13 protein-coding genes and 1 riboswitch are annotated in these 14373 nt (G+C 69.2%); of the genes, 10 read left to right on the forward strand and 3 right to left on the reverse strand.

Annotated features, from left to right (window positions below; genetic code table 11):
• Positions 1-36: 36 nt before the first annotated feature.
• Positions 37-255, reverse strand: a complete 219-nt coding sequence (locus ABZ862_RS08865) for a hypothetical protein (protein ID WP_360954616.1) — start codon at positions 253-255, stop codon at positions 37-39.
• Between the two features lie 130 nt (positions 256-385).
• Here ABZ862_RS08865 and ABZ862_RS08870 point away from each other — a divergent pair, with 130 nt between their 5' ends.
• Positions 386-1360: a carbohydrate kinase family protein gene (locus ABZ862_RS08870; RefSeq protein WP_360954619.1), complete on the forward strand. Its 975-nt coding sequence runs from the start codon at positions 386-388 to the stop codon at positions 1358-1360.
• Between the two features lie 4 nt (positions 1361-1364).
• Here ABZ862_RS08870 and ABZ862_RS08875 read toward each other — a convergent pair whose 3' ends face one another.
• The gene (locus tag ABZ862_RS08875) at positions 1365-2747 is read right to left on the reverse strand and encodes an aminotransferase class V-fold PLP-dependent enzyme (protein ID WP_360954622.1); all 1383 of its coding nucleotides are present in this window, start codon (positions 2745-2747) and stop codon (positions 1365-1367) included.
• A 267-nt stretch (positions 2748-3014) separates the two neighbouring features.
• On the opposite strand from ABZ862_RS08875, the gene coxB reads away from it, so the two are divergent.
• The 4 genes from coxB (at position 3015) to ABZ862_RS08895 (ending at position 7461) form a co-directional block, all read left to right on the forward strand.
• On the forward strand, positions 3015-3941 hold the full coding sequence (gene coxB / locus ABZ862_RS08880; protein WP_360955487.1) for a cytochrome c oxidase subunit II: 927 nt from the start codon (positions 3015-3017) through the stop codon (positions 3939-3941).
• Positions 3938-5665 (forward strand): cytochrome c oxidase subunit I, encoded by a 1728-nt coding sequence (gene ctaD / locus ABZ862_RS08885; protein WP_360954625.1) that lies wholly within the window; start codon positions 3938-3940, stop codon positions 5663-5665. The genes coxB and ctaD overlap by 4 nt, the downstream gene beginning before the upstream one ends.
• Positions 5662-6060: a cytochrome c oxidase subunit 4 gene (locus ABZ862_RS08890; RefSeq protein ID WP_360954628.1), complete on the forward strand. Its 399-nt coding sequence runs from the start codon at positions 5662-5664 to the stop codon at positions 6058-6060. The genes ctaD and ABZ862_RS08890 overlap by 4 nt, the downstream gene beginning before the upstream one ends.
• A 150-nt stretch (positions 6061-6210) precedes the next feature.
• A complete protein-coding gene (locus ABZ862_RS08895) occupies positions 6211-7461 on the forward strand; it encodes an Ig-like domain-containing protein (RefSeq protein WP_360954631.1) in 1251 nt (416 codons plus the stop codon).
• A gap of 145 nt (positions 7462-7606) precedes the next feature.
• Here ABZ862_RS08895 and ABZ862_RS08900 read toward each other — a convergent pair whose 3' ends face one another.
• A complete protein-coding gene (locus ABZ862_RS08900; protein ID WP_360954634.1) occupies positions 7607-8008 on the reverse strand; it encodes a hypothetical protein in 402 nt (133 codons plus the stop codon).
• A 190-nt stretch (positions 8009-8198) separates the two neighbouring features.
• Here ABZ862_RS08900 and ABZ862_RS08905 point away from each other — a divergent pair, with 190 nt between their 5' ends.
• The 5 genes from ABZ862_RS08905 to trpD all read left to right on the forward strand — a co-directional run bounded on the left by ABZ862_RS08905 (position 8199) and on the right by trpD (position 13875).
• A complete protein-coding gene (locus tag ABZ862_RS08905) occupies positions 8199-8819 on the forward strand; it encodes a heme-copper oxidase subunit III (RefSeq protein WP_360954637.1) in 621 nt (206 codons plus the stop codon).
• Between the two features lie 126 nt (positions 8820-8945).
• On the forward strand, positions 8946-9758 hold the full coding sequence (locus ABZ862_RS08910; protein WP_360954640.1) for a c-type cytochrome: 813 nt from the start codon (positions 8946-8948) through the stop codon (positions 9756-9758).
• A complete protein-coding gene (locus ABZ862_RS08915; RefSeq protein ID WP_360954643.1) occupies positions 9755-10813 on the forward strand; it encodes a Rieske 2Fe-2S domain-containing protein in 1059 nt (352 codons plus the stop codon). Before ABZ862_RS08910 ends, ABZ862_RS08915 begins: the two co-directional genes overlap by 4 nt.
• Complete coding sequence (locus tag ABZ862_RS08920; protein ID WP_360954646.1) at positions 10810-12450, forward strand: cytochrome bc complex cytochrome b subunit; 1641 nt, start codon at positions 10810-10812, stop codon at positions 12448-12450. The genes ABZ862_RS08915 and ABZ862_RS08920 overlap by 4 nt, the downstream gene beginning before the upstream one ends.
• A 360-nt stretch (positions 12451-12810) precedes the next feature.
• Positions 12811-13875 carry an anthranilate phosphoribosyltransferase gene (trpD, locus tag ABZ862_RS08925; RefSeq protein WP_360954649.1) on the forward strand — a complete coding sequence of 355 codons (1065 nt, stop codon included), beginning with the start codon at positions 12811-12813 and terminating at the stop codon, positions 13873-13875.
• A gap of 153 nt (positions 13876-14028) precedes the next feature.
• A riboswitch (SAM riboswitch) is annotated at positions 14029-14145 on the forward strand.
• Positions 14146-14373: the final 228 nt, after the last annotated feature.

Here is a 14373-nt window from a genome sequence, read left to right on the forward strand (position 1 = left end):
ACCGGGTGCTCGGCGCCCCGGCCGGCCGGCGGGCGGTCAGTCGCCGTAGTCGGACATCGCGTCCAGGAGATGTGCCGAGGAGGCCGGGACCTTCACCCCGTGGATCAGGGACGGCGGCACCGGGAGGGCGGCGGGGCGCTCGGGGACCGTCCAGTGCGGGGCCATCCGGGCGCAGTCGCCGCGCAGGGAGGCGAGGTCGCCGACCGGGCCGAAGAGGTCCGCCGGAGCGGGGGCATGGACCTTTAGGTTCGTCATAGCGGCACCGTAAGCATGCCGAAGCCTGCGAAGAAAGCGCTACTATCGGGTAGTTTCGGATGCTTCAGAGGCAGGCCCCCACCGGGTAGCGTGAAACGTCAATACCCCTCCCCCCAGGAGAGTTCCCGCCGTGCGCATCGCAGTCACCGGCTCCATCGCCACCGACCATCTCATGACCTTCCCCGGCCGCTTCGCCGACCAGTTCGTCGCGGACCAGCTGCACACGGTCTCGCTCTCCTTCCTGGTCGACAACCTCGACGTCCGCAGGGGAGGGGTCGGCGCGAACATCGCCTTCGGCATGGGCCAGCTCGGCTCCCGGCCGATCCTGGTGGGCGCGGCGGGCTTCGACTTCGACGAGTACCGCGCCTGGCTGGAGCGGCACGGGGTGGACACCGAGTCGGTCCGCATCTCCGAGACGCTGCACACCGCCCGCTTCGTGTGCACCACGGACGCCGACCACAACCAGATCGGCTCCTTCTACACCGGCGCGATGAGTGAGGCCCGCCTCATCGAGCTGAAGACCGTCGCCGACCGGGTGGGCGGCCTCGACCTGGTCCTCATCGGTGCCGACGACCCGGAGGGCATGCTCCGGCACACCGAGGAGTGCCGCTCCCGCCAGATCCCCTTCGCCGCCGACTTCTCCCAGCAGATCGCCCGGATGAACGGCGACGAGATCCGGATACTGCTGGACGGGGCGGCGTACCTCTTCTCCAACGAGTACGAGAAGGGCCTCATCGAGGCCAAGACCGGCTGGAGCGACGAGGAGATCCTCGGCAAGGTCGGCACCCGCGTCACCACCCTCGGCTCGCGCGGTGTCCGGGTCGAGCGGGCCGGTGAGGACCCGATCGAGGTCGGCACCCCCGACGAGGAGCGCAAGTCCGACCCCACCGGCGTCGGCGACGCCTTCCGCGCCGGTTTCCTCTCCGGCCTGGCCTGGGGCGTCAGCCTGGAGCGCGCCGCGCAGGTCGGCTGCATGCTCGCCACCCTCGTCATCGAGACGGTCGGCACCCAGGAGTACCAGCTGCGGCGCAACCACTTCATGGACCGCTTCACCAAGGCATACGGCGACGACGCCGCCACGGAGGTCAAGAAACACCTCCTCTGACCCGTCAGGACAGCCGGCGGACCAGATAGGCGGCACCCTGGTCCGCCGGTTCCTCGCCGGCGTACTCCTGGCCGCGCATCTCGCACCACGCCGGGATGTCCAGCCGCGCCGCCTCGTCGTCGGACAGCACCCGCACCAGCCCGCCCACCGGCACGTCACCGAAGACCTTCGCCAGCTCGATCACCGGAACGGGGCACCGCTTCCCGAGCGCGTCCACCACGACCCCCTCACCGCTCCCCGGGCCGCCGGCCGCCGAAGGGGGCGCGCCCAGCTTCTCCCGTACCCCGGCCACCGCCCCCGGCAGCACCTCCAGGAACCGCTCCACCTCCGCCTCGGGCGTGCCCGGCGGCAGCGACACCCGCACATTGCCCTCGCTCAGCACCCCCATCGCCTTCAGTACATGGCTGGGCGTCAGCGTGCCGCTGGTGCACGACGACCCCGACGACACCGAGAAACCGGCCCGGTCCAGCTCGTGCAGCAGGCTCTCCCCGTCGACGTACAGGCACGAGAACGTGACGACCCCCGGCAGCCGCCGCTCCGGATCGCCCACCACCTCCACGTCCGGCACCAGCACCGGCACCCGGGCCCGGATCCGCTCCGTCAGTTCCCGCAGCCGCAGCGCCTCCCCGGCCGCCTCCGCCCGCACCGCCCGGAGCGAGGCCGCCGCCGCCACGATCGCCGGGAGGTTCTCGAACCCGGCCACCCGGCCCGACTCCCGCTCGTCCACCGGCCCCGGCGGAGCGAACCGCACCCCCTTGCGCACGGCGAGCAGTCCCACCCCCGACGGGCCGCCCCATTTGTGCGCACTGCCCGTCAGCACCGACCAGCCGTCCTCCACCGGCCCCCAGGCCAGCGACTGCGCCGCGTCCACCAGCAACGGCACCCCCGCCGCCCCGCACACGCCGGCCACCTCGGCCACCGGCTGCACGGTGCCCACCTCGTGGTTGGCGGACTGGAGGCAGGCCAGCGCGGTGTCCTCCCGCAGCGCCTCGCCGTACGCCGCCGCGGTCACCGCCCCCGTACGCAGCACCGGCACCCGGGTCACCGTCCCGCCGCCGTCCTCCAGCCGCTGGGCCGAATGGAGGACGGAGGAGTGCTCGACCGCCGACACGACCAGGTGACGTCCGGTCCTGCGCCGCCCGGCCAGCGCCCCGGCGACCCCGAGGTGCACGGCCTGCGTGCCCGACGCCGTGAACACCAGCTCGTCCGCCCGGCACCCCACCGCCTCGGCGGCGGCCTCCCGGGCCGCGTCCAGCAGCAGCCGGGCCCGTCTCCCCTCCCGGTACAGCCGGGCGGGATCGGCCCAGCCCTCGTCCAGGGAGGCCAGCAGGGCCTGGCGTGCGACGGGATGAAGCGGAACGGCGGAGGCGGCGTCGAAATAAGACATACGGCCACGTTAGAACGCCGAATCGCACCCCCGGGGGTGAAGGGCGACGCGTATGCCACCCTCCCCGCGAACGCCGACAGAGCGTCGGCTAGGGTTTGCTCCGCATAAACATCCAAACCCTGCCCGACGCAGGGCGGCGACCGTGCAGACCGGGCCGCAGCCATGTCGCGGGCGAGACTCTCGGGAAGGCGCTACGTGAGTCCCAACGGCTCCGACCTCCCCCACGGCCCGAAGGGCGTGGGCGGGACCCTCAAGCCGCGGCGCCCGATGCGGCGGAAGCTGCTGCAGGCAATGACCGCGGGCCTGGTCCTGGCGACTGCCACCGGTTGCACATACAAGGACTTCCCCCGCCTTGGTATGCCCACCCCGACCACGGAAGAGGCGCCCCGCATCCTCTCCCTGTGGCAGGGATCGTGGGCGGCCGCGCTTGCCGTCGGCTGCCTCGTCTGGGGCTTGATCCTGTGGTGCGTCGTCTTCCACCGGCGCAGCCGCACCAAGGTCGAGGTTCCTGCGCAGACCCGGTACAACATGCCCATCGAGGCGCTGTACACCGTGGTCCCTCTGATCATCGTCTCCGTCCTGTTCTACTTCACGGCCCGGGACGAGTCGAAGCTCCTGGACATCTCCAAGAAGCCCGACGTGACGGTCAACGTCGTCGGCTTCCAGTGGAGCTGGGGCTTCAACTACATCGCGAACGTCGACGGTTCGACCGGCGACGCCAGGACCGACGCCAACCTGTCGGCCATCCCGGACGCCTACAGGAAGCAGTTCCCGTCGAACGCGGGCGGCGTCTACGACGTCGGCACGCCGAACACGAAGAACCCGCAGACCGGCAACCCCGGACCGACGCTCTGGCTCCCGGAGGGCCAGACCGTCCGCTTCGTCCTCACCTCACGTGACGTCATCCACTCCTTCTGGGTGGTGCCGTTCCTGATGAAGCAGGACGTCATCCCGGGCCACACCAACGCCTTCCAGGTGACCCCGAACAAGCAGGGCACGTTCCTCGGCAAGTGCGCCGAGCTCTGCGGCGTCGATCACTCCCGGATGCTGTTCAACGTGAAGGTCGTCTCGCCCGAGCGTTACCAGCAGCACCTCAAGGACCTCGCCAAGAAGGGCCAGACCGGCTACATCCCGGCGGGCATCCAGCAGACGGAGCACGAGAAGAACGCCGAGACGAACAGGACGAAGAATTGAGCATCCTCAACGAACCCCAGGGTGCCGCGGCAGAGGATTCGTACGAGAACGAGCTACCGGTACGACGCCGCCGGCCCGGCAATGTCGTGGTCAGGTGGATGACGACCACCGACCACAAGACCATCGGCTCGCTGTACCTGATCACGTCGTTCGTGTTCTTCTGTGTCGGCGGTGTGCTCGCGCTGGTCATGCGCGCCGAACTGGCCCGGCCCGGTCTGCAGATCCTGTCGAACGAGCAGTTCAACCAGGCGTTCACCATGCACGGCCTGATCATGCTCCTGATGTTCGCGACGCCGCTGTTCGCCGGCTTCGCGAACTGGATCATGCCGCTTCAGATCGGCGCGCCCGACGTCGCGTTCCCGCGGCTGAACATGTTCGCCTACTGGCTGTACCTGCTCGGCTCGCTCGTCGCGGCGGCCAGCTTCCTCACCCCGAGCGGCGCCCCCGACTTCGGCTGGTTCATGTACGCGCCGCTGTCGGACGCCGTCCACTCGCCGGGCATCGGCGCCGACATGGGCATCATGGGCCTCGCCCTGTCCGGTTTCGGCACCATCCTCGGCGCGGTCAACTTCATCACCACGATCATCTGCATGCGCGCCCCCGGCATGACCATGTTCCGCATGCCGATCTTCGTCTGGAACGTGCTGCTGACCGCGATCCTCGTGCTGCTGGTCTTCCCGGTCCTCGCGGCCGCGCTGTTCGCGCTCGAGGTGGACCGAAAGTTCGGCGCCCACATCTTCGACCCGGCCAACGGCGGGGCCCTGCTGTGGCAGCACCTCTTCTGGTTCTTCGGCCATCCAGAGGTGTACATCATCGCGCTGCCGTTCTTCGGCATCGTCTCCGAGATCATCCCGGTCTTCTCGCGCAAGCCGATGTTCGGCTACATGGGCCTGATCGCCGCGACCATCTCGATCGCCGGTCTGTCCGCGACCGTGTGGGCGCACCACATGTACGTCACCGGCGGTGTGCTGCTGCCGTTCTTCTCGTTCATGACCTTCCTGATCGCGGTCCCGACCGGCGTGAAGTTCTTCAACTGGATCGGCACCATGTGGAAGGGCAGTCTGTCCTTCGAGACCCCGATGCTGTGGGTGACCGGCTTCCTCGTCACCTTCACGTTCGGCGGTCTGACCGGCGTCATCCTGGCCTCGCCGCCGCTGGACTTCCACGTCTCGGACTCGTACTTCGTGGTGGCGCACTTCCACTACGTCATCTTCGGCACGGTCGTGTTCGCGATGTTCGCCGGCTTCCACTTCTGGTGGCCGAAGTTCACCGGCAAGATGCTCGACGAGCGGCTCGGCAAGATCACCTTCTGGACGCTGTTCATCGGCTTCCACGGCACCTTCCTCGTCCAGCACTGGCTGGGTGTCGAGGGCATGCCCCGCCGCTACGCCGACTACCTGGCCTCGGACGGCTTCACCGTCCTGAACACGGTCTCGACGATCAGCTCGTTCCTGCTCGGCATGTCGATGCTGCCGTTCTTCTACAACGTGTGGAAGACCGCCAAGTACGGCAAGCCGGTCGGCGTCGACGACCCGTGGGGCTACGGCCGTTCGCTCGAGTGGGCGACGTCCTGCCCGCCGCCGCGGCACAACTTCGTCACCCTGCCGCGGATCCGCAGCGAATCCCCGGCGTTCGACCTGCACCACCCCGAGATCGCCGCCCTCGAGCAGCTGGAGTACGCCGGTCACGGCGCCGCCGCGGGCAGCAAGGAGGCCGGCAAGTGAAGATCCAGGGCCGGCTGTTCATCTGGCTGAGCGTCTTCCTGCTCGTCATGGCCATCGTCTACGGCGTGTGGTCCAAGGAGCCGGCGGGCACCACGGCGCTCTTCCTCTCCTTCGCCCTGACCGTGATGATCGGCTTCTACCTGGGCTTCACCGCCCGGCGGGTCGACGCGGGCGCCATGGACGACACGGAGGCCGACGTCGCGGACGAGGCGGGCGAGGTGGGCTTCTTCAGCCCGCACAGCTGGCAGCCGCTCGCCCTCGGTGCGGGGGCCGCGATCGCCTTCCTCGGTGTCGCGATCGGCTGGTGGCTGCTGTTCTTCGCCGCGCCGGTCATCCTGATGGGCCTGTGGGGCTGGGTCTTCGAGTACTACCGCGGCGAGAACCGCACCCAGTAGCACGCCCGAGCAGGTCGAGCAGTCCGGGAGCCCGGGTCCTCCGTCACAGAGGACCCGGGCTCCCGTCGTTGCCTCGATTGCCGCAATGTCCCTCCCTCTTCCGAGTCACCCAGCGCGCCGCCCTTGACGGATCTTCCTAGCGTGGACCGCATGAACCCGTCTCCGCGCACCCGCACCGTCATCGGCTGCAGCCTGCTGGCGATGACCGCCCTCGGCGCGGGCCTCACCGCCTGCGGCACCGACGGCAACCCCCTGTCGGCCGAGCCGTTCGACGCGGCCGACCAGATCTCCGTCAACACGCCCACCGGCGGCGGCGAGAAGGCCGACCCCGACAAGCCGCTCGAGATCACCACCGAGGACGGTGACGGCCGCATCACCGACGTCACGGCCGTCGACGCCGCGGGACGCCGTGTGACGGGCGAACTCTCCTCGGACGGCACCCGCTGGCACAGCACCTCCGTGCTGGCCGCGGACGCCCGCTACACGGTGCGGGTGAGCACGGAGGACGAGGACGGCGCCCCCGGACGCCGGGTCGTCGCCTTCGACACGGGGAAACCGGTCGGCCGGGACCTGAACGTCGTGTTCGGCCCGGAGTCGGGCGCCTACGGCGTCGGACAGCCCGTCACCGCGCAGCTCAGCCGGCCGGTCAGGGACCGGACCGAGCGCGCCGTGGTGGAACGCGGCCTGCACGTCGACTCCGAGCCCGCCGTGCCGGGCGCCTGGTACTGGGTGGACGACAAGGAGCTGCACTACCGCCCCGAGAACTACTGGCCCGCCCACGCCACGATCCGCGTGCACAGCACCCTGGACGGCGTCCGCATCGGCGACCGCCTCCGGGGCACCGCCGCCAGGCCGCTGGCGCTCGCCATCGGTGACCGCGTCATCGCCGTCACGGACGCCGCGGCGCACCGGATGACGGTCTACAAGAACGACACCGAGATCCAGCAGATGCCGGTCACCACCGGCAAGCCCGGCTTCGAGACCCGCAACGGCGTCAAAGTCGTGCTGGCCAAGCAGTACTTCGTACGGATGCGCGGTACCACCATCGGTATCTCCGAGGACAGCGACGACTCCTACGACCTGCCGGTCTACTACGCCACCCGCGTGACCTGGAGCGGCGAGTACGTCCACGCCGCCCCCTGGTCGGTGGACTCCCAGGGCAGCGAGAACGTCAGCCACGGCTGCACCGGCATGAGCACGGAGAACGCCGAATGGTTCTACGACCACATCCACGAGGGCGACGTGGTCAAGGTCGTCAACTCGAACGGCGACCCGATGGAACCCTTCGGCAACGGCTACGGCGACTGGAACGTCCCGTGGTCCGTCTGGCGCAAGGGCACCGCCCTCACCCCGCCCCCGCCCCCGCAGGACCCGTCAAGACTGACCCCCACAGCGATCTAGCAACCCCGGCCCCCCCACGACCCGCCCGCAGCGAACGACGGACCGGCACCCCCCAAGGGGCGCGGGGCTGTGCCGATGTGCGGCTCCGCCGCGTGGGCGCGAACAACCCCCACCCGGCAGGGCACCGCAGAGGGGAAGGGGGCCGTCAGACCCCCACCAACCCCCGCCGCCGCAGCAGAGAAGCCAACGCCGCCGCAAACTCCACCGCCTCCAGCGGATGCGTGACCGTCGACTCGGCCCGGCTCCACGTGGCCAGCCACGCGTCCTGGGGCCGCCCGATCAGCAGCAGCACCGGCGGGCACTCGAAGACCTCGTCCTTGATCTGCCGGCACAGCCCCATGCCGCCCATCGGCACCGCCTCCCCGTCCAGGACGGCGACGTCGATGCCCCCCTTGTCCAGCTCACGCAGCGCCGCCTCCGGCGTCGCGCACTCCACGAACTCCACCACCGGCGCATCGGGAGCGGGCCTGCGCCCCGTCGCCAACCGGACCTGTTCGCGGGTGTTGGAGTCGTCGCTGTAGACCAGCACCGTGGCGGTCGGCTGCATGTTTCCTCCGGGACGTCAGCGTCGTACGGACTGAACCGCTGCCGCGGATGCTACTCCCTCGGACTCCCCGTCGACAGCCGTTGGATCACCCCTTCGATCACCCCTTTGATCAGCCATCCGGGCAGTCCAGGAGGGCCGGACACTCCGAACGGCACCCCCCGGAGTGAGGGCGAGATAAGCGACCGACATAATGTCGGTCGTGGCGACAGCAACGACAGTAGACACCGGGCACGCGCACCCGTCGGTCAATAGGCCGAACCTCACCAGCGTCGGGACCATCATCTGGCTGAGTTCCGAGCTGATGTTCTTCGCGGCCCTCTTCGCGATGTACTTCACCCTGCGATCGGTGACCGGTCCGGACCACTGGAAGGAGATGGCCGGCCATCTCAACCTTCCGTTCTCCGCGACCAACACCACGATCCTGGTGCTCTCCTCCCTCACCTGCCAGCTCGGCGTGTTCGCGGCCGAGCGCGGGGACGTGAAGAGGCTCCGGGGCTGGTTCATCGTCACCTTCGTGATGGGTGCCATCTTCATCGGCGGTCAGATCTTCGAGTACACGGAGCTGGTGAAGAAGGACGGGCTCTCGCTCTCCTCCGACCCGTACGGCTCCGTGTTCTACCTGACCACCGGCTTCCACGGCCTGCACGTGACGGGTGGCCTCATCGCCTTCCTGCTGGTCCTCGGCCGTACCTACGCGGCCAAGAGGTTCACGCACGAGCAGGCGACCGCCGCCATCGTCGTGTCCTACTACTGGCACTTCGTCGATGTGGTCTGGATCGGCCTCTTCGCCACGATCTACCTGATCAAGTAACCGGGCTGCCCGTCCGCGGCAGCCGGTCACCGCAGGTCCCGCAGTTCAGCGGGAGACCGCCCGGCCACGACGAGCCGATCCCTCACCAGAAGCATCGACGCAGAAGATCCTGACACCGGGGTAATCGTGAAAAAGCTCTCCGCACGACGACGCCATCCGCTGGCGGCGGTCGTCGTCCTACTCCTCGCGCTGGCGGCCACCGGGGGGCTGTACGCGGCCTTCGCGCCCGCGAGCAAGGCGCAGGCCGATGAAACCGCCCAGTCCCTGACCATCGAGGAGGGCAAGAAGCTCTACTCGGTCGGCTGCGCCAGCTGCCACGGCACCGGTGGCCAGGGCTCCTCCGACGGCCCGAGCCTGGTCGGCGTGGGCGCCGCCGCCGTCGACTTCCAGGTCGGCACCGGCCGGATGCCGGCCGCCACCTCGGCCGGCGCCCAGGCACCGCGCAAGAAGGTCCAGTACACGCAGGCCCAGATCGACCAGCTCGCGGCGTACGTCGCCTCGCTGGGCGCCGGTCCCTCGGTGCCGACCAAGGAGCAGTACAGCAAGGACGGCGCCGACATCGCCAAGGGCGGTGAGCTGTTCCGCACCAACTGCGCCCAGTGCCACAACTTCACCGGCAAGGGCGGCGCGCTGACCAAGGGCAAGTACGCCCCGTCGCTCACGGGCGTCGCTCCGAAGCACATCTACGAGGCCATGCAGACCGGCCCGCAGAACATGCCGTCCTTCCCCGACACGACGATGTCGCAGCAGAACAAGAAGGACATCATCGCGTACCTGAACGCGGTCAACGGTGACGAGACGACCAACCCGGGCGGTCTGGAACTGGGCGGTCTCGGTCCGGTCACCGAGGGCCTGTTCGGCTGGATCTTCGGACTCGGCGCGCTGATCGCGGTCGCCGTCTGGGTCGCCGCTCGGACCGCAAAGGCCAAGAAGTCATGAGTAGCCAAGACATTCCGGAAGAGAACCTGCCCACCGGGCAGGACACCGCGCACGGCACGGTGAGCGTCGCGGACGAGAAGCACCCGTTCGCCGACCCGGGCCTGCCGCCGCACGAGCACCGTATCCAGGACATCGACGAGAAGGCCGCCCGGCGCTCCGAGCGCACGGTCGCCCTGCTGTTCACGCTGTCGATGCTGGCGACCGTCGGCTTCATCGCCTCGTACGTGTCGATCCCGCACGACAAGAGCATCTACGTCTTCCCGATCGGTCACATCAGCGCGCTGAACTTCGCGCTGGGCCTGACCCTCGGTGCGGCGCTCTTCTGCATCGGAGCGGGCGCCGTCCACTGGGCGCGCACCCTGATGTCCGACGCGGAGATGACCGACGAGCGGCACGCCATCGCGGCCCCCCAGGACGTCCGTGCCAAGGTCCTCGAGGACTTCCGGCAGGGCGCCAAGGAGTCCGCGCTCGGCCGCCGCAAGCTGATCCGCAACACGATGCTCGGAGCGCTCACCCTGGTGCCGCTCTCCGGTGTCATCCTGCTGCGCGACCTCGGCCCGCTGCCCGGCACCTCGCTGCGGCACACCCTGTGGGCCAAGGGCAAGCGCCTGGTCAACATGAACACCAACGAGCCGCTCAAGGCCGAGGACATCAGCGTCGGTTCGCTCACCTTCGCCAAGCCCGACGGGCTGGAGGAGACCGACGAGGACTTCCAGACCCAGATCGCCAAGTCGGCCCTGATGATCATCCGGCTCCAGCCGGACAACATCAAGGACAAGCAGGAACTCGAGTGGTCCCACCAGGGCATCGTGGCCTACTCGAAGATCTGCACCCACGTCGGCTGCCCGATCTCCCTGTACGAGCAGCAGACGCACCACGCGCTGTGCCCGTGCCACCAGTCCACCTTCGACCTCTCCGACGGCGCCCGAGTGATCTTCGGCCCCGCCGGCCACGCCCTGCCGCAGCTGCGCATCGGTGTGGACAGTGAGGGCTACCTCCAGGCGCTCGGCGACTTCGAGGAGCCCGTCGGTCCTGCATTCTGGGAGCGCGGATGAGTACTACGGCAAGCAACGCGTCCGGCCGCGACCGCGGCAAGGCACCCGCCGGTGAGCGGGTGGCCGACTGGGCCGACGGCCGGCTGGGGATCTACTCCCTGGCCAAGTCCAACATGCGCAAGATCTTCCCCGACCACTGGTCGTTCATGCTGGGCGAAGTGTGCATGTACAGCTTCATCATCATCATCCTCACGGGTGTGTATCTGACGCTGTTCTTCCACCCGTCGATGAACGAGGTGGTGTACCACGGCAGCTACGTCCCGCTCCAGGGACAGCTGATGTCCGAGGCGTTCAACTCGACCATGCACATCTCGTTCGACGTGCGCGGCGGGCTGCTCATCCGGCAGATCCACCACTGGGCCGCGCTGGTCTTCATCGCGGGCATGTTCGTGCACATGATGCGCGTGTTCTTCACCGGCGCGTTCCGCAAGCCGCGTGAGGTCAACTGGCTGTTCGGCTTCCTGCTGCTCGTCCTGGGCATGTTCACCGGCTTCACCGGTTACTCGCTCCCGGACGACCTGCTGTCCGGCACCGGTGTGCGGTTCATGGAGGGCGCCGTCCTGTCCGTGCCGATCGTCGGCACGTACCTGTCGTTCTTCCTCTTCGGCGGCCAGTTCCCCGGCGGCGACTTCGTGGCCCGCTTCTACTCGGTCCACATCCTGCTGCTGCCGGGCATCATGCTCGGGCTGATGGTGGGCCACCTGATCCTGGTCTTCTACCACAAGCACACCCAGTTCGCGGGCCCCGGCAAGACGAACAACAACGTCGTCGGCATGCCGCTGCTGCCGGTCTACATGGCCAAGGCCGGAGGCTTCTTCTTCCTGGTCTTCGGCGTCATCGCGGCCATCGCCGCGGTCGCGCAGATCAACCCGATCTGGGCCATGGGCCCCTACCGTCCGGACCAGGTGTCCACCGGCGCCCAGCCCGACTGGTACATGGGCTTCTCCGAGGGCCTGATCCGCTTCATGCCGGGCTGGGAGATCAACTTCTGGGGCCACACGCTCGTCCTGGGCGTGTTCATCCCGCTGGTGGTCTTCCCGCTGGTCCTGGTCGCGATCGCGGTCTACCCGTTCATCGAGTCCTGGGTCACCGGCGACAAGCGCGAGCACCACATCCTGGACCGCCCGCGCAACGCCCCGACGCGCACCGCGTTCGGCGTCGCCTGGCTGACGGTGTACTTCACCCTGCTGATCGGCGGCGGCAACGACCTGTGGGCCACCCACTTCAACCTGTCGATCAACTCGGTCACCTGGTTCGTCCGGATCTTCGTCTTCGTCGGCCCGGTGATCATGTTCATCACCACCAAGCGGATCTGCCTCGGCCTCCAGCGCCGCGACCGTGACAAGGTGCTGCACGGCCGGGAGACCGGCATCATCAAGCGCCTGCCGCACGGCGAGTTCATCGAGGTCCACGAGCCGCTCAGCCAGGAGCAGCTGCACACCCTCACCGCGCACGAGCAGTACACGCCCGCCGAGATCGGCCCGACGGTCGACGAGAACGGCGTCGAGCGCAAGGTGAAGGGTTCGCTGAAACTGCGCGCCAAGCTCAGCAAGGCGTACTACGGCGAGGAGAACCAGATCCCGAAGCCGACCGTCGAGGAGTACAAGGAGATCACCAGCGGCCACGGTCACCACTGATCACCTGGATCACCGCGTGTCGCCACGCCACAGCCGAGGGGCCCCGTCCGGTGTTCGGACGGGGCCCCTCGTCGATCCCTGCGGCTCTAGTGCCGCAGCAGGCAATGTTCGCCCCGTCGCGACGCCCGGCACTCCCCCAAGCTCTTCGAGCAGGGACCCCCACTCGCCGCACCGGCCGAAAGCCCGAGTACATCCAGTACGGGGGCTTCCGGCCGGCACTCCCCCAAGCTCTTCGAGCAGGGGGGACCCCCAGAGAGCACGCACCGGACGCCGCTCCTTCACGGGCAAACATTGCCTGCCGCGGCACTAGGCTGGGGTCGCACCCCGATTCACGACACCCAGGACACCCAGGAGCGGCTGATGAGCGCTGTGACCCCCGCTGGAGGCGACACCGCGGCGGGCCGTTCCTGGCCCCAGGTACTGAACGCCCTGCTCGACGGCCGTGACCAGAGCGCCGACTCCACCGCCTGGGCGATGGACCGGATCATGCGCGGTGAGGCGACCGACGCCCAGATCGCCGGGTTCGTGGTGGCCCTGCGCGCCAAGGGCGAGACCGTCGAGGAGATCACCGGCGTCGTCCGGGCGATGTACGAGCACGCCAACGTCATCGAGGTGTCCGGCCGTACGGTCGACATCGTCGGCACGGGCGGCGACGGCGCGCGGACGGTCAACATCTCCACCATGTCGGCGCTCGTCGTCGCCGGCACCGGCGCCAAGGTCGTCAAGCACGGCAACCGGGCCGCGTCCTCCGCCTCCGGCTCCTCCGACGTCCTGGAGAAGCTCGGCGTCAACCTCGACCTCACCCCGCAGCGGGTCGCCGAGGTCGCCGAGGAGGCCGGCATCACCTTCTGCTTCGCCGTGAAGTTCCACCCCGCGCTGCGCCATGTCGCCGCCGCCCGCGGCCAGCTGGGCATCCGTACGGTGTTCAACGCGCTCGGCCCGCTGACCAACCCGGCCAAGGTGAAGGCCCAGGCGATCGGCGTCGCCGACCCGCGCATGGCGCCGATCATCGCGGGAGTCCTCGCCGACCGGGGCAACTCCTCGCTGGTGTTCCGCGGCGACGACGGCCTCGACGAGCTGACCACGACCGCCACCTCGCGGGTGTGGACCGTCCGCGACGGCAAGGTCGCCGAGGAGACCTTCGACCCGCGCGACGTCGGCATCGAGCGGGTGCCGGTGGACGCCCTGCGCGGCGGCGACCCCTCCTACAACGCCGATGTCGCCCGCCGGCTCCTGAACGGCGAGCGGGGCCCGGTCCGCGACGCGGTGCTGCTCAACTCGGCCGCCGCCCTCGCGGCCCTGGACCCGGCCGACGCGCCGCTCGCCTCGCAGCTGGCGGCCGGGATGGCGAAGGCCGCCGAGTCGATCGACTCGGGGGCGGCGGCGCGGACACTGGAACGCTGGGTGGCGGCGAGTCACGCCTGAGCCGGCACGCCTGACGGCTTCCCGGGGGCGGCTGCGCGGCCGGCGGTCCGCCCCCTCCGCCCCCTCCGCCCCTTCACCTCCGCGCTTCTCCGCCGGTCCGGTATGTGGACCGCGTCTTGCGCGGTGGTGATCGTGTGGCAAGATTCTGGACCAGGTCATGAGTGACAGTCATCAGGCCCCGGCCGACTGTCCGGCAACCCTCCGTCCGTGGCGGGGTGCCCCGGGTGAAGACCAGGTCGTGGACAGCAACGTCCACGGCAAGCGCGGACCCCTCGCGTATCAGGGGTCCTGGTCGTCGAGGAGCCTTCCGTGAGCAAGCGAATGCGCTAGGCCTGTCCGGCCGATCAAGCCGTGGACACCGGCGGTGCCCGCCCCCTCCGCGACGACCATCGGGTGTACAGGCCTCAGGCCCTGTCGTCACCTCCCCTCCGCCGTCTGTGACCGGCTCGACCGGCGGTCCGCCGTTCCGGACCGCCCGGCCGCCCCGCCACTCGGCGG

This window comes from Streptomyces sp. NPDC047000 (genome assembly GCF_040644295.1).
Classification (GTDB): domain Bacteria; phylum Actinomycetota; class Actinomycetes; order Streptomycetales; family Streptomycetaceae; genus Streptomyces.